This is a genomic window from Curtobacterium sp. BRB10, assembly GCF_031844325.1.
Taxonomy (GTDB): Bacteria; Actinomycetota; Actinomycetes; order Actinomycetales; family Microbacteriaceae; genus Curtobacterium; species Curtobacterium poinsettiae_A.
Genome location: NZ_JAUZVA010000003.1, coordinates 433,348 through 458,372, shown reverse-complemented (window position 1 = coordinate 458,372; position 25,025 = coordinate 433,348). Strand labels below are relative to the sequence as shown.

Genomic DNA, 25,025 nt, shown 5'->3' with positions numbered 1-25,025 from the left:
GTGGCGGGGCCGCCACGGGCCTCCCGTCCGCCACCCGGTCGCGACGCCGGGCCGCACCCGCCTGCTCGGCGCTACGCCACCTCGAACAGGTGGATGCCGGGGCCGTAGGCGGTGAAGACCTGCCCGGCGGGACGGAGGCGCTCGTGGTCGCGGTGCTTCTCGCTCGACCAGGCCAGGCGGTACCCGAAGACGTCCTCGCGGACCGGCAGGGTCAGGTCGCGGGTGCGGCCGCTGCCGTGCACGACCACCAGGACGCGGTCGAAGGGCTCGTGCTCCGGCGTCGACTCGACGAAGTACTGCAGGGCGCGGTGCACGGGCTGGTCCCAACCCTCGATCGTCATCGGGTGCCCGTTCGGCCCGTACCAGGACATCCGCGAGGCCCCGGGGGTCTCCTGCCCCTCGACGCCGAAGCGGGTGGGGCGGAGCGACGGGTGCGCCTGCCGGAACCGTGCCAGCGCGGCGACGGCCTCGGTCATCGTCTCGGCGTCCTCGTCGTCGGACCAGTCCACCGGGGTCAGGTCGTCAGACACCACGTAGGCGTTGTTGTTGCCGTGCTGCGTGCGGCTCCGCTCGTCGCCGGCGGTGAGCATCGGCACCCCGGCGGACAGCATCAGGGTCGCCACCAGGTTGCGCATCGACCGCCCACGCGCGGCACGGACCCCGCGGTCGGCGGTGTCGCCCTCGATGCCGTGGTTGAACGAGCGGTTGTCGTTCGAGCCGTCGCGGTTGTCCTCGCCGTTGGCCTCGTTGTGCTTGCCGTCGTACGACACCAGGTCGAGCAGGGTGAAGCCGTCGTGCGCGGTGACGAAGTTGACGCTCGCCAGCGGGCCGCGGTCGGCGCCGAAGACACTCCTCGACCCCGACAACGCCTCAGCCAGCCGGCCGATCCCGGTCTGCGGCAGGCCGGTGCGGCGCTCCTCGGCGATGTCGGTGAGCCAGAACTGGCGGACCGTGTCGCGGAACCCGTCGTTCCACTCGCTCGTGCGGTGACCGGCCGCGCCGAAGGCACCCGTCTTCCAGCCGTCCGGGCCGACGTCCCACGGCTCGGCGATCACCAGGGTGTCCTGCAGGTCGGGGTGGTTCCGGATGCGCCCGAGCAGCGGGTGCGACGGGTCGAACCGGTGCTCGCCGTCGCGGGCCAGGGCGGCCATCAGGTCGAAGCGGAAGCCGTCGACCTGCACCTCGCGTGCCCAGTACACCAGGCTGTCGACGATGAGGTCCGCCGTCGCCTCGACCGAGGTGTCGAGCGTGTTCCCGCACCCGGTGGTGTCGTAGTAGGTGTCCCGGCGGGGCGGGTCGGTCTGCGCCCAGCGGTAGCGGTTCGCGCCGTCGATGCCGCGCAGACTCGTCGTCGGACCACCCAGGCCCTCTTCCGCGGTGTGGTTGTAGACGACGTCCAGGACGACCTGGATGCCGGCCTCGTGCAGCAGCCGGACCATGCCCTTGAACTCGCGCAGGACGGCGTCGGCGCCCTCCTGCTGCGCCGGTGCCGAGGCGTGCGCGGCGTGCGGGGCGAAGAACCCGAGCGTGTTGTAGCCCCAGGCGTTCTGCCGGCCGGCGTCGCGGAGCCACCGCTCGGTGTCGAAGGCCTGCACGGGCAGCAGCTCGAGCGTGGTGACGCCGATGCGGTGCAGGTGCGCGATCGTGCTCTCGTGGGCGACCCCGGCGTACGTGCCGCGCAGGTGTTCCGGCAGGTGCGGGTTCGCGGCCGTCAGGGTGCGGACGTTCGCCTCGTACACGACGGCACGGTCGAGCGGGACCTGCGGCTTCACGACGCCGCCCCAGTCGAAGGCGTCGTCGACGACCACGCTGGTCCAGCGTGGTCCGGCGGCCTCGTCGTCGCCGGTCGGCAGGATGCCACGAGCGTACGGGTCGAGCAGCGGACGCGTCGGGTCGAACTCGTGCCGCGGCCCGACCGGCCCGTCGACGAGCAGGTGGTAGCGGTCGCCGGGCACGACCCCGGGGACCTCGCCGGTCCACACGTCCGTGTCGGGGACGCGCTCGAGCGGGTGCCGGGTCGGCCGGCCGTCGGAGCGGTCGTGCCCGTCCGCGCCTTCGGCGCTCCCCGCGCTCGCCACGACCAGGACGATGCTCGTCGCCGTCGCGGACCGCAGGGTGAACCGGGGGACGGTCCCGCCCAGGGAGAACCCCGGCGTGAGGTCGATCGCTGTCTCGTGCACGCGACAAGGGTACGAGGACCGGCGCGTATCCTGGACACTGCTCGATCCAGGGGGTGCATTTGTCGGTCTACCTCGACCACGCCGCGACGACGCCGATCCTGCCGGAGGCGCTCGCCGCCTTCACCGATGCCCTGGGCACCGTCGGCAACCCGTCGTCCATCCACAGCGCCGGTCAACGCGCCAAGATGCTGCTCGAGGACGGTCGCGCCGCCGTCGCCCGCTCGCTCGACGCCGACCCGGTGGAGGTCGTGTTCACCTCCGGCGGCACCGAGAGCATCAACCTCGCCGTGAAGGGCCTGTTCTGGGCTCGCCAGCGCGACCGCCAGCGGCCCCGCATCGTCGTCCCGGGCGGCGAGCACCACGCCACGGTCGACACCCTGACCTGGTTGGAGACCCACGAGGGCGCCGTGATCGACGTGGTCCCGTTGGACGCGCAGGGTCGCGTCGACCTCGCCGGACTGGAGGCACGGCTCGCCGACGCCTCGGACGTCGCCCTGGTCACGTTCCTGTGGGCGAACAACGAGGTGGGCACCATCCAGCCCGTGTCACGGATCGTCGAGCTCGCGCACGCCGCCGGCGTGCCCGTGCACAGCGACGCGGTCGCCGCCTACGGGCAGGTGCCGGTGTCGTTCGCCGCGTCCGGCCTCGACGCCCTCAGCGTCTCCGCGCACAAGGTCGGCGGGCCCGTCGGCATCGGTGCGCTCGTGCTCGGACGGAAGGCCACCGTCGAGCCCCTCATCCACGGTGGTGGGCAGCAGCGGCAGGTGCGGAGCGGCACACAGGACGCCCCGGCGGCTGCGGCCTTCGGCGTGGCGGCCAGCGCGGTCGTCGCCGAGCCGATGCCGCACCCGTCACTCGTCGCCCTGCGGGACCGTCTGGTCGCCGGGGTCCGTGCGGCCGTCCCCGCCGCGATGTTGATGGGGGACCCCGTCGACCGCCTGCCGGGCAACGCGCACTTCACGTTCCCCGGGTGTGAGGGCGACTCGCTCCTGTTCCTGCTCGACGCCGCCGGGGTCGCGGTCTCGACGGGGTCGGCGTGCCAGGCCGGCGTGCCCGAGGCGTCGCACGTGCTGCTCGCGATGGGGCTGTCGGAGCAGGACGCCCGTGGCGCGCTCCGGATCACGCTCGGCCACACGACGACCGATGCCGACGTCGACGCGTTCCTGGCGGCGCTGCCGGACGCCGTCGCACGGGCTGGTGCCGCGGGGATGGCATCGCGGGAGCCGCTGCTCGGGCGGTAGTGGTCGTCTCCGGGCATGCTTCGCTCGTCCGCCGTGTGGGTCGTCGTCGCCCTGCTCGGCATCGTGTTCGTCGGGGTCTCGGTCGCGCTGTTCGCCCAGCCGGGATCCCGGCCCTTCGGGTTCGTCACCTTCCTCTGTGCGGTCGTCGTCCTGACCAGTGCCTGGGTGGGACACCGGCGATCTCGGTTGCGACGCTGACGCAGGGCCCCTTCCAGGGCATACTGCTGCTCGTGGTGCCGCGGCCGGAAGACGGACAGGACGCAGGGGACGTCCGCCGTCCAGTGCGCGTCCGACCGCCGCGGGACGACAACTGGTACCGCTCGAGCGAGTGGAGCGACGAGATCGCTGCGGCGTTCGAAGCGAAGCTCGCACGGACGAGATCGTCCAGGGTCGAGTACCTCCGTATCCAGGGGGTGACCCTCGCCCTGGAGGGCGACGCGGACGAGGGCGTGCGAGAAGTCGGTCGGGGGTTGCTCGTCCGGTTCATGGCGGAGATCGAGGCCGTCGGCGGATCGCAGGCGCGCGTGAACGGCGGCGGGGAGATGCTCGCGATGTCACTGGCGTTGTCGGGACGTCTGCGTGACGCCGTTGACGAGTACCGGAGGGTCCTCCGGCGCATCGCCGAGTGCGGCTCCGACTCGTTCACCACCGGCATGTCGGAGGTCCTCTTGGCCGAGGTGCTCCTGCAGCTCGGCGATCCCTCGTCGCTCGCCGAGGCGGACGCACTGCTCGCCGGCGCCGAGGACTCGGTCCGGAGGACGGCGTTCTTCCGCGACCGTGTCGTCCGGTACCTGACAGCGCGGGCCCGCGTCGCGAGCCGGCTCGGCGACCCGGAATCGGCATCCGGACACGCCCACGCCGCACTGACCGTGATCGGGGTCGAGGGCAACCCGTTCCCTCGGCATCCAGGTGTCGGGGTGCCGACCGTCGATGCGGACCTACGAGCGGAGCTGACGCGCTTGGCGCAGGGGCTCCGGCCCGTGGCGGCTCGGCGACGGTCGTTCCGGTTTCCGTTCCGGAAGGGACGCCCGTGACGGCGCGCATCCCGGAGCCTCGAACGCCGAACACCCGGGGGACAGCCACCACGCACGACGTCGAGGGCGGCCCCGGTTGGCGGATCCGGTCCGCCGATCTCCGTCCGGTCATCACCGACCTCGCTGCGTTCCGCGCAGGATTGGCAGACGACCCACTCCGTGAGGAGATCGAGTTGCTGTGGACCGGCAAGGCGGACGACGCGCTTCGTCGTCTCGAACGGGTCGCCCCGACGCAGCGTGTCCGAGCATCACGGGCCGACTGCCACCGTGACCTCGGCGACACCTGCACCGCCGTGCACGAGTACGACTTCCTCGTCGCCGAGTGCATCGGCACGACTCGCAAGGCCGCGATGCGGCAACACCGAGGCAAGGCGCTGCTCGCAGCCGGGATCGTCGACCGTGCCGTCGAGGACTTCACACTCGCCGTCGCGCTCAGACAGGCCAGTGACCCGGTGCTCCTCGCGTCGGCTGAGCAGGCACTGGCGGTCGCGAGGTCTCGGACACGCGACCGCGCTGCGGAAGTCGTCACCGGGAGCGGCGAAGTGGACTGACGTCCGCCAGTAGCCTGAGCTCGTGACCACTCCGAAATCACAGGGCAGCGCCGATCTGGTGGGGCTGCTCGTCGGTGCTCCGCTCGCGCTCATCGGGATCGTCCTGCTCGTGGCCGCAGGAAGGACACCGACGGCCGTCCTCGGAGGCGCGGTGCTGGTCTCCGGCACGATGCTGGTGTGCACCGCCCTGCTCATCCGAGGGCTGCGCCGGGAGCGATGACCGTGGCCACGAGCAGCGGCGAGCACCATCCTCGGAACGGCGCCCGGCGGGACAGCCGCTGGGCTGTCCCGCTCCGTCGGGTCTTCCCCTGGTGGTACCTCGGCGGTGCGGTGGCGACGATGGCGATCCTGATCCTGGTCGATCCAGGCGGCAGCCAGGCCACGGTGGCGTTCTGGGGGCCGACGATCGGGATCGCGATCCAGGACCGTGACCGCGCGGCGCGCGCTCGACTGGACCGCGGCCTCCCCGTCGATCGACGCTCGCTCCTGTCGCCTCCGTGGCTCGAACCGACGTGCGCGGTGTTGCTCACGGGCGTGGCGGTCGGACTCGGCATGCTCATCAACGCGGTGTTCGGGCACGGCGCGTCCGTCACGACGTGGGTCGGAGCGGGGGTGTTCCTCGGGAGCGCCGCGTCGTTGGTCGGTCTCCTGCTGGTCCTGAGGGACCGACGCCGCCGACAGCCGAGCGTTCGGGACGGCCAGTCGGACGGCGTCAGCTGAGGGCGTGCTCCGAGAGGAACCGCCCGGCTCGTCGGTACTGCACGAGCAGTTGGACGAGCCCGAGCACCGCCACGAGCGACGCGACGAGCTCGACCAGCTTGATGGGCAGGCTGTCCGTGCTCACCGCCGTCGACGCGGCGAACAGCATCACCGCGCCGACGACCGGCAGGATGCCGAGGGTGGCTCGACGGTTCTGCACGGCCACCGCGAAGACGATGTCCGCGTGCTCGTCGTCGATCGGCTCCTTGCCGGCGATCTGACGCCGCACCGACCGCTGCTCCGCGCGGGAGAGCGGGCTGCTCACTGAACGCCAGCGAGTGACGTAGTGACCGGAGCGGAAGGCCCACACGAAACCGACGGTGCCGACGACCAGCCCGAGTAGCAACAGCAGGAGCTGGACGAGCAGCTGCACGCCGTCGCCGCCACTCGCGTCACTGCTCCCGGTGGTCGGCGCCAGCACCAGCGCCAGGACCACCCCGACCGCCCACGACACCAGGACGAGTGCCCCGACCCACACGAACACGCGGGTCCGGCGACGGCGGAGCCCGTCGTCGCTCTGGCCGTCGGCGAGCCGGGCGGCGGCTGCCCACCGCTCGGCTCCGGCTGGGTCGGTGGTGGGGCTGGTCATCGTTCTGGTCCTGACGTCGAGAGTCTCTCGACTCTACGGGTCACGGTCGGAACGGGTCGCGGGCGCGACCCCGGAAGCGACCGGCGTCGGATCCGCACGAGGGGATCGCCACCGACCCGCATCGTTGTGATACTTGGACATGCTCGAGTTGGTGAGACCGCAGACGGCGTTGTACGAGGCATGGGCCGAAGCGCATGCCGAGTGGGGGTCGGGCGTGCACGAGGACTATTTCGGGATCACCGCCCACGACGACGTCGGCGACGAGGACGGCTTCCGCACCTGGGTGGGCCGACTGCACGCCAGACCCGGGGCGCTCTGGTGGATCGTCGAGGACGGCCGCGTCCTGGGCGGGATCGCGCTCCGGGCCCCGGGAGACGCGGCCGGCGTGCAGCGGTTCGGCCACGTCGGGTACGGGATCCGCCCGTCGGCGAGGGGCCGGGGCGTGGCGACGTGGGCGCTGGGCCAGGTGCTCGCGCACGCCTCGCGCGTCGGGATCGACCCGGTGGTCGCCGTCTGCCGCGATGACGACGACGGCTCCATCGGAGTGTTGGAGCACTACGACGCCGTCCTGTTGTCGACCGAGTGCCGCGGGGGCGTGCGGCTGCGACGGTACGCGATCGCCAGGTCGCACCGGAGGCCCGGATGACGAAGCGCCGCTCACCCGGGGCCGGGGCGGGGTGCGAGGCACGCGGAGAGGGACCGTGACCAGCGGGGCGGGCCCACACCGGGCCTCCCGGTCGGCCGAGTCGGACTCGCGCCGGTAGGATCGATGACCATGGTCGAACTGGACTTCACCGAGCAGCTCTCCGCCCTTCGCGAGACCTTCGGCAACATCCGCTCGGTGGTCGACGTCGACCGCCTGCAGCGTGAGATCGCCGACCTCAGCGAGCAGGCCGGGGCCCAGGACCTCTGGGACGACGTCGACCACGCGCAGCAGGTGACGAGCGCGCTCTCGCACCGCCAGTCGGAGCTGAAGAAGATCACCGACACCGAGCAGCGCATCGACGACCTCGAGGTGCTGGTCGAGATGGCGAACGAGGGCGACGACCAGGAGTCCGCCGACGAAGCGCTCGCCGAGCTCAAGGCGATCCAGAAGATGATCGGCGACTTCGAGGTGCAGACGCTCCTCGACGGCGAGTACGACGACCGTCCAGCGGTCATCACGATCCGGGCCGGTGCCGGCGGCGTCGACGCGGCGGACTTCGCCGAGATGCTCCTCCGCATGTACCTCCGGTACGCCGAACAGCACGGCTACAAGACCACCGTGATGGACACCTCGTACGCCGAAGAAGCTGGCATCAAGTCCGCGACGTTCGAGATCGACGCCCCGCACGCGTTCGGCACGCTGTCGGTCGAGGCCGGCACCCACCGCCTGGTGCGGATGTCGCCGTTCGGTGCCGCGGGCAAGCGCCAGACGTCCTTCGCCGCGGTCGAGGTCATCCCGCTCATGCCGGAGACCGCGGTCATCGACATCCCCGAGAACGACATCCGCGTCGACGTGTTCCGCTCGTCGGGCCCCGGCGGGCAGTCCGTCAACACGACCGACTCCGCGGTGCGCCTGACGCACATCCCGACCGGCACCGTCGTCTCGATGCAGAACGAGAAGTCGCAGATCCAGAACCGTGCGGCCGCCATGCGCGTGCTGCAGTCACGCCTGCTCCTCCTCAAGAAGGAAGAGGAGAACGCGAAGAAGAAGGAACTCGCCGGCAACATCACGGCGAGCTGGGGCGACCAGATCCGCTCCTACGTCCTTGCGCCGTACCAGATGGTCAAGGACCTCCGGACGGAGCACGAGGTGAACAACCCCTCAGCCGTGTTCGACGGCGATCTGGACGGCTTCATCAACGCGGGCATCCGCTGGCGCAAGCAATCCGCCGCCGAGTAGGGGTTCGTGAGCCGCGCGCCTCGCTTGCTTTCCGAGCGGGGCGACCTACCCTGATCCGGTCATGATCAAATTCGACCAGGTCACCAAGGTCTACTCGGGCAACCCGAGTCCGGCGCTCGACAACCTCACCCTCGAGATCCTCAAGGGTGAGTTCGTGTTCCTCGTGGGCGCGTCCGGTTCCGGCAAGTCCAGCTTCCTGCGCCTCGTGCTCAAGGAGGAGAAGCCCACCAGCGGGCAGATCCACGTGCTCGGGCAGCGCCTCGGGTCCCTGGCATCGCGGAAGGTCCCCTACTTCCGCCGGAACCTCGGCGTGGTCTTCCAGGACTTCCGTCTGCTGCCGAACAAGAACGTGTTCGACAACGTGGCGTTCTCGCTGCAGGTGATCGGCAAGAGCAAGGGCTTCATCAGTGAGGCCGTGACCGACGTGCTGAAGCTCGTCGGTCTCGCCGGCAAGGCCACCCGCATGCCGCACGAACTCTCCGGTGGTGAGCAGCAGCGTGTGGCCATCGCCCGCGCCGTCGTGAACAAGCCGGCGATCCTGCTGGCCGACGAGCCCACCGGGAACCTGGACCCCACCACGTCCGCCGGCATCATGGCGCTCCTCGAACGCATCAACCAGGGAGGCACCACCGTGCTGATGGCGACCCACGACGCCAGCATCGTGAACCAGATGCAGCGTCGGGTCATCGAGCTCTCGAACGGCACCGTCCTGCGCGATGAACAGTCCGGCGGCTACCAGACCCAGGCCGTCCCGATCCAGCGAGGCACCGTGTCCAACACCACCGGCATCCAGACGATCCCGGGGCTCATCCGATGAGGCTCGGGCTCGTCATGTCCGAGGTCGGCTCGGGCCTGCGGCGCAATGCGTCGATGGTTGTCTCGGTCGTCCTCGTGACCTTCATCTCCCTGACGTTCGTCGGTACGGCGATCCTGCTCCAGATGCAGATCAACCAGATGAAGGGGTACTGGTACGACCGGGCGCAGGTCGCCGTCTACCTGTGCACCGACACCGACACCACGGGCAACTGCACCGGCGCGAAGGCCACCGCGGACCAGCGCGAGCAGGTCCAGGCGCAGCTCGACTCGTCGACGCTCAAGCCGTACATCGAGAAGACCTACTACGAGAACCAGGACCAGGCATTCACCCGGTTCAAGGAGCAGTTCAAGGACTCGGCGGCGACGGAGTTCGTCAAGCCGGAGTACCTGAACGAGACCTTCTGGGTGAACCTGAAGAACCCCTCGCAGGCCGACGTCCTGGTCGAGAGCCTGTCGAAGGTCGCCGGCGTGCAGAGCGTCGTCGATCAACGCGGGTACCTGCAGCCGATCTTCAACCTGCTCAACGCCTCGTCGTACACGGCGATCGGCATCGCGGCGCTCATGCTCGTGGCGGCGGTGCTGCTCATCGCGACGACGATCCGCCTGTCGGCGTTCAGCCGACGGCGAGAGCTCGGCATCATGCGGCTCGTCGGTGCGTCGAACCGGTTCATCCAGACACCGTTCGTGCTCGAGGGGGTGATCGCCGCCGCCATCGGAGCCGTCTTGGCCGGAGGCGCGATCACCGCCGTGGTCTGGTTCTTCGTCCGGAACTTCCTGGCGGAGCGCTTCACCGGCACGGCGTTCATCGGCATGGGCGACGCGGCCATCGTGGTCCCGGCGGTGATCGTGATCGGGGTGCTCCTCGCCGCGGCGTCGGCGTCGATCGCCATCCGCCGGTACCTGAAGGTCTGACGCAGCCAGCATCCGCGAACGGGCGGCGCGCCGGGAAGGTGCGCCGCCCGCTTCGTGTTGAGTAGTCTGTGGGGCTGCGCGGAACCACCCGTGCAGCGCACTGCACCGGTCACCATCGAGAGGAGTCGTCATGGCGAAGGAACGCGGGGAGAAGATCGTCGCGACGAACCGTCGCGCCCGGCACGACTACCTCATCGAGGACACGTACGAAGCGGGCATGGTCCTGTCCGGCACCGAGGTGAAGTCGCTGCGGATGGGGCGCGCGTCCCTGGTCGACGGGTACGCCTACATCGACGGTGGCGAAGCGTGGATCGACGCCGTACACATCCCGGAGTACACCGAGGGCACGTGGAACAACCACTCGCCCCGACGGAAGCGCAAGCTGCTCCTGCACAAGCAGCAGATCGTGAAGATCTCGCACAAGACCGCCCAGGGCGGCTACACCCTCGTGCCGCTGCAGATCTACTTCCACGACGGTCGCGCCAAGATCGAGATCGCCGTGGCGAAGGGCAAGCGCGAGTTCGACAAGCGTCAGGCCCTGCGCGAGAAGACCGACAAGCGTGAGGCCGAGCGGGCCATGCGCACCCGGAACCGCGTCGGCGAGTAGCGCCGATGCGCCTCCTCGGCTAGACTGAGGGACTGCTCCGACAGGAGCATTGGCAACTGAACAGCGTGACAGCGGCTCGCACGTCCGGCCCGCATGGGGATGATCGGTTTCGACATTGCCTGTGTGCCGACGGGAAGCGGGCCGAGGACCCACGGTTATCTCGTTAACGATCCGTGGAAAACAACAAGTGCCAATTCCAAGCGCACTGACTTCGCTCTCGCTGCGTAAGCAGCCCAGCACATGAAGTCCGTCGGCCAGGTGACCGTCTTCTAACCTGATCCCGGCGTCATCCAGAGGACTTGCTGCACGGTTGCGCCTCAGGGCCGTGCGGGACTTGCACTGAGACTGGGCCCGTCGTCCTAGAAGCCGGTAGCAAAGGACGGGGCCGAGCAGAACGAACCATCCGGATACGCCCGTAGAAGACGTCGAATTGCAGCGATGGACGGGGGTTCGATTCCCCCCATCTCCACCATTCGCCGGACGACGAGCCGCTGTCATGCTGCGCCACCTGAACGCCCCGGCACCGTCCCCTGGACAGTGCCGGGGCGTTCGCTGTTCCGCGACGTCCGAGGACTACGCTCCGGAACAGGCGCGCAGAACACGCTCGCGTCGAACCCGAACGAGAGGTCAGCACGTGGTGCAGGAGATCGCGATCCGTGTCCGTCTGCGGGAGCAGGAACGAGTGGTGCTCAGCGAGTACGAGCGGATCGTCGGCTCCGTCGCCACGGTCGCCGCCCTCGCCGCATGGCTGCCGAACCCCGACACCCGCCTGGTCGTGCGCGGTCGTGGTGCCGAACCGGTGCGGCTCGAGACCGTGACGTACGGCTCGGTGGTCGAGATGCTCGTCGTGCTCGACCAGCACTCCGCCGGGGTCGAACGTGCCGCGGCCGCCATCGCCGCGCTCATCGAGTCGGTCCGCCACGAGCACGTCGCCGACGACGTCTCCGGCGTCGCCGGGGAACTCGATCGGCTCGACCGCGCTGCCCCGCGCGGACGTTCCACCGTGGAACGCGCGCTGCGCACGTTCCTTCAAGGGGCGCGGTCCGACGTCCTCGAGCGCAAGACGACCACCCGGGTGCGGACCGCCCAGGCGTTGCTCCGACTGGCCGAGGCGGACGCGGTCCTGTCGGTCGAGCGGGTCGCCGATGCCCTGGCACCGGTGCTCGAGGAGCACGCGGTCGACGTCGAGCTGGACACCGGCTCGGCAGTGGTCGTCGAGCCGATCGACGGGGTGGAGTCGCCGGAGGCCGTGTCGGCCGTCCTGCCGCTGCCGGCGGGTGCGAGCAAGGCGAAGTCGAAGAAGCAGGACGACGAGAAGAAGAAGTCGAAGAAGCAGGACGACGAGAAGAAGAAGTCCAAGAAGAAGGCCGACGTCAAGAAGAAGTCCAAGAAGCAGGACGACGTCAAGAAGAAGTCCAAGAAGCAGGACGACGTCAAGAAGAAGTCCAAGAAGCAGGACGACTCCAAGAAGTCCAAGAAGCAGTAGCTCGCAGCCGCCCCGCTAGAAGTCGAACAGGTTCGCCCGGATCCCTCCGGCGCCGTACTCCCGTCGCAGGAGCCCACGGCGCCGGAGCACGGGCACCAGGTCGCCGAGCATCCGGTGGATCTGCGCCGGGTGCAGGTCGCCCGAGAAGATGATGCCGTCGTTGTCGGCGTCGCTGCCGAGCTCCTCGATGAAGTCCGCGAACTCATCGGCGGTCCCCACGAAACCCGAGCGTGACCGGATCCGCCCCTGCCGCGCCTTGCGGGTGAGCAGCTCGCGCAGCGGTGCGTCCGGGGTGTCCCCGAGCAGCCCGCGGATCGTGCCTGCCGAGACGTGCTCGCCGAAGGTCCCGTCGGGCACCGGTGCGTCCAGGTCGAGCGCGAGCAGGTCGGTCTCGGAGTCACTCGACCACGCGATCGCCGCCGCACGCAGCGCGTCGTCGGAGGGGTGCTCGGACGCCGCGACGATGCGGTCGGCCTCCTCCGGCGAGGACACGATCACGGGCTTGAGCACGAACAGGATCCGCAGGTCCGCGGTCGACCGCCCTGCGGCTTCCGCTGCCGCGATCACCCGGGCGCGGTAGTCCGTCACCGCGTCGGCGGACAGCGGCGCGAGCGCGAGCTGCACGTCCGAGTGGGTGCCGGCGAACGCGAGCCCTCGACCCGAGCCACCGGGGGAGACGACCACGGGGTCCGACGCCAGCGGCAGGGCGTTGAGCGGACCGTCCGCGGTGAAGTGGGCGCCTTCGTGGTGGAACGCGTCCAGGGCGTCGCCGTCCGCGAAGTGCCAGGAGTCCGGTGCGCCGACGTACGCGTCGCCCCACGAGTGCCAGAGCCGGCGGAGCAGGGTGATCCACTCCTCGGCGCGGTCGTACGCCTGGTCGTGCGGCAGCGGCGGCAGGCCGGCGTGCCGTGCGCTGCCGACGTCGGTGACGACGTTGATCCCGAGCCGGTCCGAGGACAGGTGCGCCAGGGTCGCGAACTGCCGGGCCGCCAGGTACGGCGGGGTGATCCCCGCGTTGACGGTCGGAGCGATGCCGATGTGCGAGGTGGCGGCGAACAGGTACGGGGCGAGCAGCAGGGGGTCGTGCTTCGGGCCGCCGTACGCCTGCCGGATGCGCAGGTCGAGGGTCGCGGGGGAGCCGAGCGAGACGGCGTCCTCGGCGATGACCAGGTCCATGCCGGCCTGCTCGAGCGTCCGGACGGACTGCTGGTACAGGTCCGGTTTCGTCCAGTCGTGCCCCCAGTCCCAGTCGGACCGTCCCCACGCCTGCGGGCCGAAGCCGCGCGAGAAGAAGTACCCGAAGTGCTGCAGCTCGGCCATTCAGCGCTCCTGCCGGTCGAGGGCCTGCCCACCGACTGCGGTGCGGTGCGCGTCCGACGCTCCTCGCGCCTCCAGGCCGGTGGCTGCGTCTGCGGACCGCACCGCGGCGAGCCCGCGTTCCAGGTCGCGGAGCAGGTCCGCGACGTCCTCGATGCCGACCGACAGGCGGATCAGGCCGTCGTCGATGCCCTGCTCGGCTCGCTCTTCCGGCGTGCGGCCGGCGTGCGTGGTGGTCGCCGGGTGCAGGATCAGCGAGCGGACGTCGCCCAGGTGTGTCATCCGGCTGAACAGCTGCACGGCGTCGATGAACGCCCGCGCGGCGGCTTCGCCACCGGCGAGCGTGAAGGCGAAGACGGACCCGGCCCCTCGGGGCAGGTAGCGTCGGGCGAGGTCGTGGAAGGGACTGGAGGCCAGGCCCGCGTGGTCGACGCTCGTCACCTCCGGCTGCTGGTCCAGCCAGGACGCGACGGCCAGCGCGTTCGCGCAGTGGCGTTCCACACGCAGCGACAGCGTCTCGATGCCCTGCCGCAGCAGGAACGCGTTGAACGGGGACGGCGCCGGACCGATGCGTGCGGCGACGACGTCGCGGGCGAACACGGCGAACGCCCGGTTGCCGTACCGCTCGACGTAGCTCTCGCCGCCGAGGGACCGTTCGGGGTTGGTCAGGTGCGTCCAGCGCTCGGGGGCGGCGGTCCAGTCGAACCGGCCGCCGTCGACGACCACGCCGCCGAGTCCGGCTCCGTGCCCGGACAGGAACTTCGACGCCGAGTGCACGACGATGTCGGCACCGTGCTCGACCGGGCGCACCAGGTACGGCGTGGCGAGGGTGTTGTCGACGATCAGCGGGACGCCGGCGCGGTGCGCGGTCTCCGCGACGCCGGTGATGTCGAGGACGTCGTTCTTCGGGTTCGGGATGGTCTCGGCGAAGAACGCCTTCGTGTTCGGTCGGACCGCGGCGGCCCAGGCGTCGAGGTCGCGGGCGTCGGTGACGAAGTCGACCTCGATGCCGAGCCGGCCGAGGTTCTGCAGCAGCAGCCCGCGGGTGCCCTCGTAGATGCTCCGGGCGCTGAGGACGTGGTCGCCGGCCTGCAGTAGACCGAGGAACGCCACGGTCGCCGCCGCCTGACCGCTGCCGACCAGGATCGCCTGGACGCCGCGTTCGAGCAGCGCCACGCGACGCTCGACGTCGGCGTTCGTGGGGTTGCCGAGGCGCGTGTAGGTGTAGCCGTCGTCGGTGTCGGCGAAGCGGTCGCGGGCTTGGTCGAAGTCGTCGAACAGGAACCCGGAGGACATGTGGATCGCGGGGACGCGGGCGCCGTGCCCGGCGTCGGGCACGAAGCCGCCGTGTACCTGCTCGGTCGCGAAGCCGTGGTCGTCGGTCGCCATGGGACACCTCCGGGGGTCGTCTGGCGGTAGCCTCGCAGCCCCTCGGCGCGGACAGGCGATTGCGGCCCCCGGTTACGCGAGCAGCCTCAGACGAGCGAGCGGACCCCGGTGGCGACGGTGTCCCAGACCTGGAGCAGCGGCTCGCGCGCCAGCCACACGGCGACGGCGTTCACGACGACGAACAGCACGAACCACATGGACGCCGGCACCCGCATCTCGGCCGCGGCGATGTGGAAGTCGGTCTGCACCCGGGCGCCGGTGACCAGCCAGCGACCGACCTGCACCACCGAGCGCAGGCCGTCGACGACGAAGAACGCCCCGACTGCGGCGACCACGAGGACGGTGGCCTCGGACGGGCGCAAGGCCACCCACAGGGCGAGCGCGTCGAAGCCGAGCACGACGAGCAGGCCGAACCAGTTCCGGACGAACGCCAGCGCCACGAGCCCGATGATCGCCAGCACCACCACGGGCAGCCAGCGGGAGCCGTGCAGCACCCCGGTCACCAGGAGCACCCCCGCCCACAGGGGTGCGCTGTAGCCGGCGTACAGGTTCAGGATCCGGACGAGCCACCGGATGCCGCCGGGCACCCGGCCGAGCTGGACCCAGGCCTCGCCGGACCCGTCCGGGTGCAGCTCGATCCGCTGGATCCGCCCGCCGAACGGCACGACGACGATCGCGTGCCCGACCTCGTGCGCGATGGTCGCGGCGATGCGGGCCACCCGGCCGACGAACGGCACGAACGGCAGGACGGCGCCGACGAGGAGCGCGACGAAGACGAGGGGCGGGGCTGCGGTGGTCAAGTGACCAGCATCGCAGCCCCGCCCAGGAAGACCCTGCGGGATCGGCGTCAGGGGAGCACGGGCGTCGTCAGCACCACCGTGACCAGGACCACGGTGCCGGCGATCGCCAGGGCGGTGAGGACGGCGAGGAAGACCGTCAGGCGGTTCACGCGTCGGCGCCCGGCTATTCGACCGTCACCGACTTCGCGAGGTTCCGGGGTTTGTCGACGTCGCACCCGAGCTGCAGGGCCAGTTCGCGGGCCAGCATCTGCAGCGGTACGACGGCCTCGAGCGGACCCCACGGCGCGGTCATCGCACCCCAGGCCAGGTCGCCGGTGCCACGGCGGCCGAGCGCGGGGATGTCCGCGGACTCGCCGCCGATCGTGATGACGAAGCCGCCACGGGCCCGGACCTCGGCGATCGCCGACCGGATCTTCGGTTCACCGTGGTCGATGACGACCACCGGGGTGCCGTCGTCCACCAGCGCGAGCGGCCCGTGCTTGAGTTCGCCGGCTGGGTAGGCCTCGGCCCAGCGGTAACTGAGCTCCTTGAGCTTCAGGGCGCCCTCGGCGGCGTACGGCAGTCCGGCGCCGCGGCCGAGGAACAGGAAGCCCGTCGCCTCCTTGACACTCGACACCAGCAGCGGCATCCGCTCGGCTGACACCCGCGCGGCGTGCTCGATCCGTGCCGGCAGGTCGAGCAGCTCGTCGACGAGCACCTGCGCGCGCGACGGTTCGATCCGGCCGGAGGCGACCATCGCGGAGATCATCGCCGCGACGCCGACGACGACCTGCGCCGTGAACGTCTTCGTTGCGGCGACGCCGATCTCCGGACCGGCGTGGCAGTTCAGCACGGCGTCGGCCCGTCGGGCGAGCGAGGAGTGCATGTTGTTCGTCAGCGCGAGCACCGGGTGGCGGTCCTCGAACCGGTCCAGGGCGCGGAGCACGTCAGCGGTCTCTCCGGACTGGCTGATCGCGACGACCAGGGTGCCCGGACCGAGCACGGCCTGGTCGGCCTCGCTCGCGACGACGATGTCGGTCGGCACGCCGCCGATCCCGCGCAGTGCGGTTGCGATCACCTGGCCCGCGTTCAGCGACGTGCCGCAGGCGACGATCGCCAGCCGGTGGAAGCCGGCCAGGCCGAGGCCCACCCACATGCTGCCGTCGGCGGTGCGGCGGGTCACCCGGTCCAGGATCGTCGCGACGACGTCGGCCTGCTCGTCGATCTCCTTCGCCATGTGGTCGGTGTGGTCGCCGAGGTCGAGCGCGGCGGCGGCGAACGGGGACGGCGTGGGGAACGGCACCGGCACCGTGATGCCGTCGGACGACCAGGTCCAGGCCTCACCGAGCTCCACGACGTCGCCGTCGCGCAGCGCCACGAACGTCTCGCACCACTCGGCGATCGCGCCGATGTCGCTCGCCACGAAGTCACCGCGGCCGGAGCGGGCGACGACGAGCGGCGAACGATCCGCCGCCACGACCATGCGGCCGTCGCGGGCGTCCAGGACCACGATCGCCCAGGAGCCCTCGAGCTGCGCCGTCGCGATCTGCACCGCGAGCATCAGGTCCGGGTCGACCGCCAGGGCCCGCTCGACCAGGTGCGCGATGACCTCGGAGTCGACGTCGGACCGGAACCGGTGGCCCTGGGCCTCGAGCGTCTGCCGCAGCCGCTCCGCGTTCTCGATGATGCCGTTGTGCACGATCGAGATCCGGCCCGTGCAGTCGGCGTGCGGGTGCGCGTTCGCCTCGCGCACGGCACCGTGTGTGGCCCAGCGGGTTTGACCGATGCCGACGCCGGTGAGCGCGTCACCCGAGCGTGCCGCGACGAGCGTGCGCAGGTCGCCGACTCGGGAGACCGAGCGGATGGTCTCGGTGCGGCCGACGGCCGTCCGGACGGCGATGCCGGCGGAGTCGTACCCGCGGTACTCGAGTCGTTCGAGTCCGTCGAGCAGGTAGGGGGTCGCGTCGTCAGACACGCGGGCCGCGATGATGCCGCACATCGGCTGTCCCTTCGGGGGAACGAGGGTGGGTGGAACGGGGAGGTCGGGACTGGTGCGGCACCGACCGCCGTCGGGTCTGCCGCGCGTCCGGGGCCTCCCGGCCCGGGAACCGACGCCCGTCCTCGGATCAGGCGAGGACGGACGTCGGTGTCGTTGGGCCGAGGGGTTCGGGTACCGGACTCGGGTAGCGCGGGCTGGCCCCCGGGGGAGGGGCACGGCGGTCGGTGCAGGAGAAGCCTCACCCGCCGCCGACCGCACGGCAACACCCGTCGGACGCTCTTGCGGTTCCCCGCGTGCGGGGCACTCCGCGCTGCGGTCGCGTGCGGACTCCCGCAACCGCCGTGACAGCGAGCGGAGGGCGCGCGGACAGGAGGCCCGGTACCAGCTGGTACCGGGCCTCCTGTGCGTCCTGTGGTGCGTCTCCTACGTGAGCAGCGCGACCAGGTGCGATCGCGACCGCGCGCCGACCTTGCGGTAGATCTGCGTGAGCCGCAGCTCCACCGTGCGCTGCGACATGAACAGCGACGAGGCGATCTCGCGGTTGCGGTACCCCTCGGTGACCTTCTGCACCACCGCACGCTCCTCGGCGGTCAGCGACGTGAGCACCGCCGACGCGTCGGGGGCACTGCGCGGCGTCCCGGGGAACGCCGGCGAGAGCGCCGGTGCGGACCGGATCGACGACGAGCCCGTGCCGAACTGCGGCATCGCCGCAGCCGGTGCCGGCGTCACCAGCGGTCGACGCAGGCCGGCCGCCTCGTACGCCGCTGCGGCCGCCGCGCCGAGACGCGGACGTTCCGCCGGGTTGCCGACCGCGGCCAGCGCGGCGAACGTGCGAGCCCGCTCGTACTGCGAGTCGTGCGGCTGGAACAGCTCCAGCGCGCGGCGACGGGCCGGCTCGCGGGTGGTGTCGTCGGCGACGAGTGCGAGGCTCCGCGCCAGCACCAGGGCACCCCAGCGCCCGGGACGGGCATGGTGGTCCGCCGCCAGGCGGGCCGTGATCGTGCGCGCGTCGTCGATCCGTCCGAGGCGCACGTACGCCTCGACGAGGTCGCCGAGGTGTCGGAGCACCGCGGGGTTCCGGAGCGACCGACCGACGGCGTCGGCGGCCTCGAGCGCGGTGGCGGCCTCGTCGAGGCGGCCGTCGAGCAGCAGGACCTTGCCGCGGAGCGCGTGCAGCTTCGCCGTCGCTCCCCAGAGACGACTCGTCGATCGGTGCTCGAGGCACCGGTCCACGACGTCGAGCGCCTCGGCGGAACGGCCCTCGGCGAAGTGCCGCCACGCGACGGCGATCGCCCGGGAGGGCTCACGCAACCGCTCGGCGACGGACGAACCGGATTCCCACACGTCGATCGCGCGGAGCGCCTGCCGGAAGTTGCCGGAGCGCACCTCGTTCTCGGCCGTCAGGTAGCGGGCCGCCTCGGTCCACACCGCCGCGGTCTCCTGCCCCCGGGCGAGCACGAGTGCGAACACTCGTCGCGCGCTCCGGTAGCGCTCGCCGATGCTCAGCGCGTGGGCGAGGAGCAGCAGGGCCGGGTCCGACATCGCCACGAGCTCCGACGTCGCGAGCCCGTCGTGCAGCTCGGTGTCGGGCGGCAGTGCGCCGTCCACGGCGGCGATGAGCTCCCGCGCGGTCGTCGCGATCTCGAGGGTGTGCGCGGACGCCGACCTCTCGAGCGGTTCGATCCGGTGCAGCAGGTCCTTGGCCTGGTCGAGCTCCCACGCCTCGGCGCGGAAGCACGCCACCATGGCCATCAGCCCGGCGACGGCGTCCACCTCGGCCGGGTCGGTCGCGTCGACGGGGACGAGCAGCTCGTCCGCGTGCACGGCGTCACCGCTGAGGTACTCGGCCGAGTACTGCAGCCGGAGCCGGCGGACTTCGTTCGGCGTCGTCCGGAACGGACGGAGCGCCGCGAGGTACCGCGCGGCGAAGCCGAGCAGGCGCTTGCCGAGCATGGCCTCCGCGACCCCGAGGAGCGCGACGTGCTCGTCCTCGGTTCCGCCGCCGATGTGCAGGGCACGCTCGGTCAGCGCGATCGCGGCGTGCACGTTGCCGTCCACGACGTACGACCGTGCGGCCTGGAGCAGCGCGACCACGTCGGGGACGTCGTCGACGAAGCTCCGGTGCCACGCGGCCGACCGCGGGTCGGTCTCCGCGCTCGCCGCGGCGAGCTCGGCGTGTGCCGCACGACGGTCACGGGCGGGCATCCGCCAGTAGAGCGCGGAACGGACGAGTGGGTGCCGGACGGTGACGCTCTGCCCGCGGACGGTCGCGAGACCGGCCCCGACCAGGTCGTCCAGCTCGTCCCGGTCCCACGCCGTGGTCTTCGCGACGGGCACCAGGGCGAGCTTCGCGAGGACGTCCAGATCGCGTCCCGCGGCGGGCCCGAGCGCGAGTGCCGCGATGGCCTCGGTCGTCGGAGTGGGTCGGAGCGGGAGCACGATCGGCTCCGCGCCGGTGAGCTGCTCCCGGGTGAGCACCGCGAGCTGTTCGCGGAGCGCGCCGGGGTTGCCACCGGTCTCCGCGGCGAGGACGGCGAGGACGCCGTCGTTCGCCTCGGCCGGTGCCATGTCCCGGGCGAGGACCAGGGCCTCGTCCGCGGCGAGCGGTTCGATGCGCAGGGTCGGCAGAGCCGCGAGCGGACCGTCCGACGGCACCGAGCGGACCGTCGCCACGACGCGCAAGGCGGTGCCCGCGAGCCGTCCGGCGAGGAACGCGATGAGTTCCTGGCTCTCCGCGTCCATCCGGTCGAGGTCGTCGATGAGGACGAGCGTCGGCGGGAGGGTCAGAGCGTGCACGGCGTCGAGGAAGTCGTGCGCCGCCGCCAGCCCGGCCGTCACGGCGGCCGCTGTCCCGCCGGCTTGCAGCAGGTGGGCGATGTGTGCGGTCGCTCGAGGGTCGTCGAGCGCGGTGAACAGGGAGGTCACCCCGGCCAGTGGCCAACGGGATTCACTCCCGTTGACACCGACCCGGACGACGGGGAGGGAAACGCGGTTCGAGACCGCGTCGAGGACGCTGCTGCGTCCGGAACCAGGGTCGCCGACCACGACCATCGCGGACTCCCGTGGGAGCACTGCGAGGGTCGCGATCCGGTCGACCTCGAGACGTCGACCGGTGAGTGCCATGACTCACCGGCCTCCGGGTCCGGAGGCGGATGCTGCGAGGAGGGCGTCGGCGAACACGGGGGTCGCGGCGACGGGGCGCACTGCGGCGGACCGGACTGCTGCACGGCGGGTGACCGTGGCGGAGTGCGGACGAGCGGCGGCGACTGAGCGCGCGCCGGAACTGTCGTGGATTGGATGCGGTCGACGAGTGTGGGTGCACTCGGTTCCGCTCGGGAACGATGATGTCATCGTCTGTATCACCCCTCGGGTTAGGGTCTTCGGACGAACACGACCGGTCTGTTCTGCCGTCCGGATCTAGGGAATCCGAGCGCATCACGTGACCTGCCGTCTGGAGCACGATAACTCAGGTACCGGTCCACGAGGCGGACTCCCGCGAGCAGATGTCCAGAACGGTGCCCCCAGTACGGGGGGCCACGATGGGGGAGTGGCACCGGCCCCCCTGACCCCGATCCGGGTCCTCCGGACGCAACCGGGGTACAGGGCTGTCCGGACCTCGTTCGTCGTCGCAGGTGTAGCCAGGACGGGATGTCCAACGCCGAACCGACCGACGCCCGCCTCGATGACCGCACCCGGTGGCGGGCCTTCGGCGTGTGTGTGGCGGTGGCGGCCCTGACGATCCTCGACCTGTCCAAGGTGAACGTCGGGCTGCCCTCGATCGAGCAGTCCCTCGGGGCCACCAGCTCGTCGCTCCAGCTCATCGTCGCGGGGTACGCGCTGGCGTTCGGCCTCGCCCTCGTGCCCGCGGGTCGGCTCGGGGACTTGCAGAGCCGGCGCGTCATGTTCATCGTGGGGCTCAGCGCGTTCACCGGATCGAGCCTGCTGTGCGCCGTCGCACCGAACATCGAAGTCCTGATCGTCACCCGGATCCTGCAGGGCTTCGCCGCCGGGATCCAGATGCCCCAGGTCATCGGACTCGTGCAGCAGCTGTTCCGCGGGCCGGAGCGTGGCCGCGCGTTCGGGCTCTTCGGGGCGATGATCGGCATCTCCACCGCCCTCGGGCCGACCATCGGCGGTGGCCTCATCGCGATCGGCGGCGAGGAGTCCGGCTGGCGGCTGCTGTTCTGGATGAACGTGCCCCTCGGGATCGCCGCACTGCTCTTCGCCGTCCGCCTGCTGCCGAAGGGCGCCCAGGGGAGGGCGCAGGACCGCGAACTGGACGTCGTCGGCATCCTGTTGCTCGGAGCCGCCATCGTCACCCTGATGCTGCCGTTCGTGCTGACCAGCGGTGGTGGTGGTTCCGCGACCCGCTGGTTCTGGCTCGTCGGCTTCGCGGTGTTCCTCGTGCTGTTCGTGCTCTGGGAGCAGCGGTTCAAGCGGCAGGGCAAGTCGCCCGTGGTGCACTTCGAGCTGTTCCGGCTGTCGTCGTACCGCAACGGCCTGTCGATCGTGGCCGTCTACTTCGCCGCGCTGCCGGCGTCGTTCCTCATGGTCACGCTGTACCTGCAGGAGGGCCTCGGGCTCGCACCGCTGTTCGCCGGCATGGTGAGCATCCCCTTCGCCGCGACGAGTGCGGTGGGCTCGTACATCGGCGGACGGATCGTCGACCGGGTCGGGCGGGCGCTGGTCGTCGCCGGGCTCGGGATGGTCGTCGTCGGCTTCCTGCTGCTCATGGTCGCCGCCGTCGCCACCCCGCCGGAGGTCACCCCGTGGGCGATGGCGGGCGCGTTCCTGGTCGGCGGACTCGGTGGCGGGTTCGTGGTGTCGCCGAACCAGACCCTGACCCTGGCCGAGATCCCCGTCGAGCAGTCCGGGGTGGCGGGGTCGATGCAGCAGCTCGGCCAGCGGGTCGGCACGGCGATCGGCACCGCGGTCGCGACCAGCATCTTCTACGGGATCGTGCGGAGCGAGGCGGCGGGCTCGGGTTCGGGCGGGTCGGGCGGGCGTCTCGACGCCTACCACGACGCCTTCCGCAGCGGCACGACGTTCACGGTGTCGCTGATGGCACTCGCGCTCGCGCTGGCCGGCGCGGACCTGGTGGCGCGTCGACGCGCGGCGCGGCGGTCGGACGGGGAGTCCGAGGGCTCGGACGCCGCTGCTGAGTCCGCCGACCGGACCGGCGCAGAGCAGACCGAGGCGCCGGGGTCGGCCGAGCGGGGCTGACCGGCCCGCCGACCGGGCCTAGGAGTCGCGACGGATGACCTCGACGACGGCATCGTGCACCAGGCCGTTCGAGGCGAGCGCGCTGCCGTGCCACGGCCCGGGATCGCCGTCGAGCGAGGTGAAGCGGCCGCCGGCCTCTTCGACGATGGGGACGAGTGCCGCGATGTCCCACGGCTTCAGGTCCGGTTCGCCGGCGACGTCGAGGACGCCCTCGGCCACCATCATGTAGGACCACATGTCGCCGTAGGCCCGGGTGCGCCAGACCCGGCGCGACAGGTCGACGAGTGGCTCGAGGCGGTCGTCGACGTCCCACTGCTGGATGCTGTTGTAGCTCAGGCTCGCGTCCGCGAGCTCGGCCACCCCGGAGACCCGGAGCGGTCCGTCCAGCGAGAACGCGCCGGAGCCCTCGGCCGCCCACCAGCGCTTGCCGAGGGCGGGCGCGCTCACGACGCCGAGCACCGGGCGGCCGTCGACCGCGAGCGCGATGAGGGTCGCCCACACGGGCACGCCGCGCAGGTAGTTGGCGGTGCCGTCGATCGGGTCGACCACCCACTGCCGGTGCCCTTCGCTGACGGCCTCGGCACCGGTGTCCGCCGTCGTCTCCTCGCCGAGGAACGCGTCGTCCGGTCGCTCGGCGGCGAGTCGCTCGCGCAGGGCCCGTTCGACGGCCTGGTCGGCGTCGGTGACGTGCGTGCTGTCGGCCTTCTTCGTCACGTGCAGGTCGGCGGCACGGAAGCGCTCGAGGCTGATCGCGTCGGCGGTGTCGGCGAGGGAGCGGGCGAAGTCCAGGTCGGCGCTGAGGTCCACGTCGCCCAACCTACCGTCGCTACGCGGCGACGACCTCTTCTTCCTCGAGCCGGGTGACCTCGCGCTCACGGGCGATGCGGGTCCGGCGGGCGACGAGTCCGTGCACGACGACGCAGAGCAGGAGCGCGGCGGCCAGCCAGAGAGCGAGCACGAGCGACGACCGGCCGAGCGAGGCGTCCGGGAAGTACTGCAGGTCCTGAGCGGCCTGCAGCCACGCGGCACCGCTCCAGAAGGTGTGCAGGGCGGCGAAGAACCCGGGCTGGAACGCCGGTTGGAAGATCCCGCCGGACGACGTGAAGTTCAGCATCACGAACAGCATCGTGAGGATCGGGGTGGTCCACCGTCCGAGCACGGGGTGGAGCCCGACGCCGAGCGCGACGATGATCGCGTCGTAGAACCAGGCGAACAGGAACACCTGCCAGTGGTGGGTGGTGATGACGCCGTAGATCGGTCCGGCGACGATCACGCCGATGCCGGCGACGACCCCCGCGGTGGCGAGCCCGATGACCGCGGTCCACACGGCACGGAGCTTCGGCGCGACCGAGGCCACGGCGATCGCGGACGCGTACCCACCGACGCTCAGCGCCACGAGCAGGAAGAACAGCCCCTGGCCGGTGGTGTCCTGGTCGCCCGTCGGCACGACGTCGACGACCCGGAACGGCACGTGTTGGTCGTAGGCGATCGGCAGGAACACCTTCTGCGCTGCGCTCGCGGTGGTCTCCGACGCGGCGGTCGAGACGTAGAGCGTGGCACCCGCCGCAGTCGGCGCGTACACGGCGGCGAGGTCGCGGTCGCGCACCTGCTGCTCGGCCGCCTTCGTCGAGGCCACGACGTGGGCCACGAGGGCGCCGTTCGACTGGTCGGTCACGGTCTGGGCGAACACCTGGGTGGCCGCGCCCTGGCCGACGATGCCGACGGGCAGTTCCCGCGGTGCCGGGGCGTGGAAGGCACCGAGGTAGGCCAGGCCCATGCCTGCGGCCAGGAACAGCGGCACGAGGATGTGCGAGGCGAACGTCAGCAGCACGCGACCGAGCCCGGCGGGGCGCAGGACGCTGTCGGACCGCTGCGGCTTCGGGGCTCGTGCGGACTTGTGGGTGGGGGAGTGGTGCGCGTGCGACGTCGTCGTCGTGCTCGGGGACGGGGCGTCGACCGCGGGGGTCGGCGCAAAGTTGTACTTTGCAACTTCAGACACGACCGCAACAGTACAACCCCGATGCGCGCTTGTCGACGCCGACCCGGGCCCGAGGCGTCGTCCGGTGCGCGGTTGCCCACTCGGTGCGAGGCGCGCGAGCCCGCACGGAGTGCACAACCTCGCACCATTCGTGCGCCCCTCGCACGGTGCGAGGGGCCCCGTCCGGAGTGGTCACGACGCACGACGCACGACGCACCGCGCGCCGATGCCCCAATGGTCACGAACTGTCGGGTGCCGCCGCGCCAGCCGACAGTTCGTG

General features: G+C 71.3%; 22 protein-coding genes and 1 other RNA gene. 14 read left to right on the top strand and 9 right to left on the bottom strand.

Features of this window, described 5'->3' with window-relative positions:
• Positions 1-71 precede the first annotated feature (71 nt).
• Positions 72-2,180 (bottom strand): alpha-amylase family glycosyl hydrolase, encoded by a 2,109-nt coding sequence (locus tag Q9R26_RS09000; RefSeq protein ID WP_311227077.1) that lies wholly within the window; start codon positions 2,178-2,180, stop codon positions 72-74.
• Positions 2,181-2,239: 59 nt separating this feature from the next.
• On the opposite strand from Q9R26_RS09000, the gene Q9R26_RS08995 reads away from it, so the two are divergent.
• The 6 genes from Q9R26_RS08995 (at position 2,240) to Q9R26_RS08970 (ending at position 5,726) form a co-directional block, all read left to right on the top strand.
• Entirely contained in the window at positions 2,240-3,421 is a 1,182-nt protein-coding gene (locus Q9R26_RS08995) for a cysteine desulfurase family protein (RefSeq protein WP_182065638.1), read from the top strand.
• A 15-nt stretch (positions 3,422-3,436) separates the two neighbouring features.
• Positions 3,437-3,619 (top strand): hypothetical protein, encoded by a 183-nt coding sequence (locus Q9R26_RS08990; protein WP_182065621.1) that lies wholly within the window; start codon positions 3,437-3,439, stop codon positions 3,617-3,619.
• A gap of 83 nt (positions 3,620-3,702) precedes the next feature.
• Complete coding sequence (locus Q9R26_RS08985; RefSeq protein WP_311227076.1) at positions 3,703-4,455, top strand: hypothetical protein; 753 nt, start codon at positions 3,703-3,705, stop codon at positions 4,453-4,455.
• Positions 4,452-5,006 carry a hypothetical protein gene (locus tag Q9R26_RS08980; RefSeq protein ID WP_311227075.1) on the top strand — a complete coding sequence of 185 codons (555 nt, stop codon included), beginning with the start codon at positions 4,452-4,454 and terminating at the stop codon, positions 5,004-5,006. The genes Q9R26_RS08985 and Q9R26_RS08980 overlap by 4 nt, the downstream gene beginning before the upstream one ends.
• 22 nt (positions 5,007-5,028) lie before the next feature.
• Entirely contained in the window at positions 5,029-5,226 is a 198-nt protein-coding gene (locus tag Q9R26_RS08975) for a hypothetical protein (protein WP_311227074.1), read from the top strand.
• A gap of 2 nt (positions 5,227-5,228) precedes the next feature.
• Positions 5,229-5,726 carry a hypothetical protein gene (locus Q9R26_RS08970; protein WP_311227073.1) on the top strand — a complete coding sequence of 166 codons (498 nt, stop codon included), beginning with the start codon at positions 5,229-5,231 and terminating at the stop codon, positions 5,724-5,726.
• Here Q9R26_RS08970 and Q9R26_RS08965 read toward each other — a convergent pair.
• Positions 5,719-6,354, bottom strand: a complete 636-nt coding sequence (locus Q9R26_RS08965) for a hypothetical protein (RefSeq protein WP_311227072.1) — start codon at positions 6,352-6,354, stop codon at positions 5,719-5,721. The two genes, Q9R26_RS08970 and Q9R26_RS08965, sit on opposite strands and share 8 nt — an antisense overlap.
• A gap of 151 nt (positions 6,355-6,505) precedes the next feature.
• Here Q9R26_RS08965 and Q9R26_RS08960 point away from each other — a divergent pair, with 151 nt between their 5' ends.
• From Q9R26_RS08960 to Q9R26_RS08930, 7 genes are all read left to right on the top strand, one after another.
• A complete protein-coding gene (locus tag Q9R26_RS08960) occupies positions 6,506-7,000 on the top strand; it encodes a GNAT family N-acetyltransferase (RefSeq protein WP_311227071.1) in 495 nt (164 codons plus the stop codon).
• A gap of 129 nt (positions 7,001-7,129) precedes the next feature.
• Entirely contained in the window at positions 7,130-8,239 is a 1,110-nt protein-coding gene (gene prfB, locus Q9R26_RS08955) for a peptide chain release factor 2 (protein ID WP_182065640.1), read from the top strand.
• A 61-nt stretch (positions 8,240-8,300) separates the two neighbouring features.
• Complete coding sequence (ftsE, locus tag Q9R26_RS08950) at positions 8,301-9,056, top strand: cell division ATP-binding protein FtsE (RefSeq protein ID WP_017888215.1); 756 nt, start codon at positions 8,301-8,303, stop codon at positions 9,054-9,056.
• Positions 9,053-9,967 (top strand): permease-like cell division protein FtsX, encoded by a 915-nt coding sequence (gene ftsX, locus Q9R26_RS08945; RefSeq protein WP_027465852.1) that lies wholly within the window; start codon positions 9,053-9,055, stop codon positions 9,965-9,967. Before ftsE ends, ftsX begins: the two co-directional genes overlap by 4 nt.
• Before the next feature lie 130 nt (positions 9,968-10,097).
• Positions 10,098-10,574 (top strand): SsrA-binding protein SmpB, encoded by a 477-nt coding sequence (smpB, locus tag Q9R26_RS08940; protein WP_027465851.1) that lies wholly within the window; start codon positions 10,098-10,100, stop codon positions 10,572-10,574.
• 95 nt (positions 10,575-10,669) lie between these two features.
• Positions 10,670-11,046: a transfer-messenger RNA gene (gene ssrA / locus Q9R26_RS08935) on the top strand.
• 162 nt (positions 11,047-11,208) lie between these two features.
• Positions 11,209-12,060 carry a hypothetical protein gene (locus tag Q9R26_RS08930; protein WP_311227070.1) on the top strand — a complete coding sequence of 284 codons (852 nt, stop codon included), beginning with the start codon at positions 11,209-11,211 and terminating at the stop codon, positions 12,058-12,060.
• A 15-nt stretch (positions 12,061-12,075) separates the two neighbouring features.
• Here Q9R26_RS08930 and Q9R26_RS08925 read toward each other — a convergent pair whose 3' ends face one another.
• From Q9R26_RS08925 to Q9R26_RS08905, 5 genes are all read right to left on the bottom strand, one after another.
• Positions 12,076-13,380, bottom strand: a complete 1,305-nt coding sequence (locus tag Q9R26_RS08925; protein ID WP_311227069.1) for an LLM class flavin-dependent oxidoreductase — start codon at positions 13,378-13,380, stop codon at positions 12,076-12,078.
• Positions 13,381-14,766, bottom strand: a complete 1,386-nt coding sequence (locus tag Q9R26_RS08920; protein WP_311227068.1) for a PLP-dependent transferase — start codon at positions 14,764-14,766, stop codon at positions 13,381-13,383.
• 86 nt (positions 14,767-14,852) lie between these two features.
• Complete coding sequence (locus Q9R26_RS08915; RefSeq protein ID WP_209135487.1) at positions 14,853-15,566, bottom strand: M50 family metallopeptidase; 714 nt, start codon at positions 15,564-15,566, stop codon at positions 14,853-14,855.
• Positions 15,567-15,729: 163 nt separating this feature from the next.
• Positions 15,730-17,544, bottom strand: coding sequence for a glutamine--fructose-6-phosphate transaminase (isomerizing) (gene glmS / locus Q9R26_RS08910; protein ID WP_311227067.1), 1,815 nt, complete (start codon positions 17,542-17,544; stop codon positions 15,730-15,732).
• 423 nt (positions 17,545-17,967) lie between these two features.
• Positions 17,968-20,667, bottom strand: coding sequence for a LuxR C-terminal-related transcriptional regulator (locus Q9R26_RS08905; protein WP_311227066.1), 2,700 nt, complete (start codon positions 20,665-20,667; stop codon positions 17,968-17,970).
• A 525-nt stretch (positions 20,668-21,192) separates the two neighbouring features.
• Between Q9R26_RS08905 and Q9R26_RS08900 the strand changes: the two genes are divergently transcribed.
• The gene (locus Q9R26_RS08900; RefSeq protein ID WP_311227065.1) at positions 21,193-22,767 is read left to right on the top strand and encodes an MFS transporter; all 1,575 of its coding nucleotides are present in this window, start codon (positions 21,193-21,195) and stop codon (positions 22,765-22,767) included.
• A gap of 18 nt (positions 22,768-22,785) precedes the next feature.
• On the opposite strand, the gene Q9R26_RS08895 is transcribed toward Q9R26_RS08900, so the two are convergent.
• Complete coding sequence (locus Q9R26_RS08895; RefSeq protein ID WP_311227064.1) at positions 22,786-23,574, bottom strand: inositol monophosphatase family protein; 789 nt, start codon at positions 23,572-23,574, stop codon at positions 22,786-22,788.
• A gap of 19 nt (positions 23,575-23,593) precedes the next feature.
• On the bottom strand, positions 23,594-24,766 hold the full coding sequence (locus Q9R26_RS08890) for a hypothetical protein (RefSeq protein ID WP_311227063.1): 1,173 nt from the start codon (positions 24,764-24,766) through the stop codon (positions 23,594-23,596).
• Between the last annotated feature and the right edge of the window lie 259 nt (positions 24,767-25,025).

Coding starts and splice junctions, on each gene's coding strand:
- ftsX (WP_027465852.1), top strand. CDS start 9,053: ATGAGGCTCGGGCTCGTCATGTCCGAGGTCGGCTCGGGCCTGCGGCGC.
- Q9R26_RS08905 (WP_311227066.1), bottom strand. CDS start 20,667: ATGGCACTCACCGGTCGACGTCTCGAGGTCGACCGGATCGCGACCCTC.
- Q9R26_RS08920 (WP_311227068.1), bottom strand. CDS start 14,766: ATGGCGACCGACGACCACGGCTTCGCGACCGAGCAGGTACACGGCGGC.
- smpB (WP_027465851.1), top strand. CDS start 10,098: ATGGCGAAGGAACGCGGGGAGAAGATCGTCGCGACGAACCGTCGCGCC.
- Q9R26_RS08990 (WP_182065621.1), top strand. CDS start 3,437: ATGCTTCGCTCGTCCGCCGTGTGGGTCGTCGTCGCCCTGCTCGGCATC.
- prfB (WP_182065640.1), top strand. CDS start 7,130: ATGGTCGAACTGGACTTCACCGAGCAGCTCTCCGCCCTTCGCGAGACC.
- Q9R26_RS08925 (WP_311227069.1), bottom strand. CDS start 13,380: ATGGCCGAGCTGCAGCACTTCGGGTACTTCTTCTCGCGCGGCTTCGGC.
- Q9R26_RS08965 (WP_311227072.1), bottom strand. CDS start 6,354: ATGACCAGCCCCACCACCGACCCAGCCGGAGCCGAGCGGTGGGCAGCC.
- glmS (WP_311227067.1), bottom strand. CDS start 17,544: ATGTGCGGCATCATCGCGGCCCGCGTGTCTGACGACGCGACCCCCTAC.
- Q9R26_RS08900 (WP_311227065.1), top strand. CDS start 21,193: ATGTCCAACGCCGAACCGACCGACGCCCGCCTCGATGACCGCACCCGG.
- ftsE (WP_017888215.1), top strand. CDS start 8,301: ATGATCAAATTCGACCAGGTCACCAAGGTCTACTCGGGCAACCCGAGT.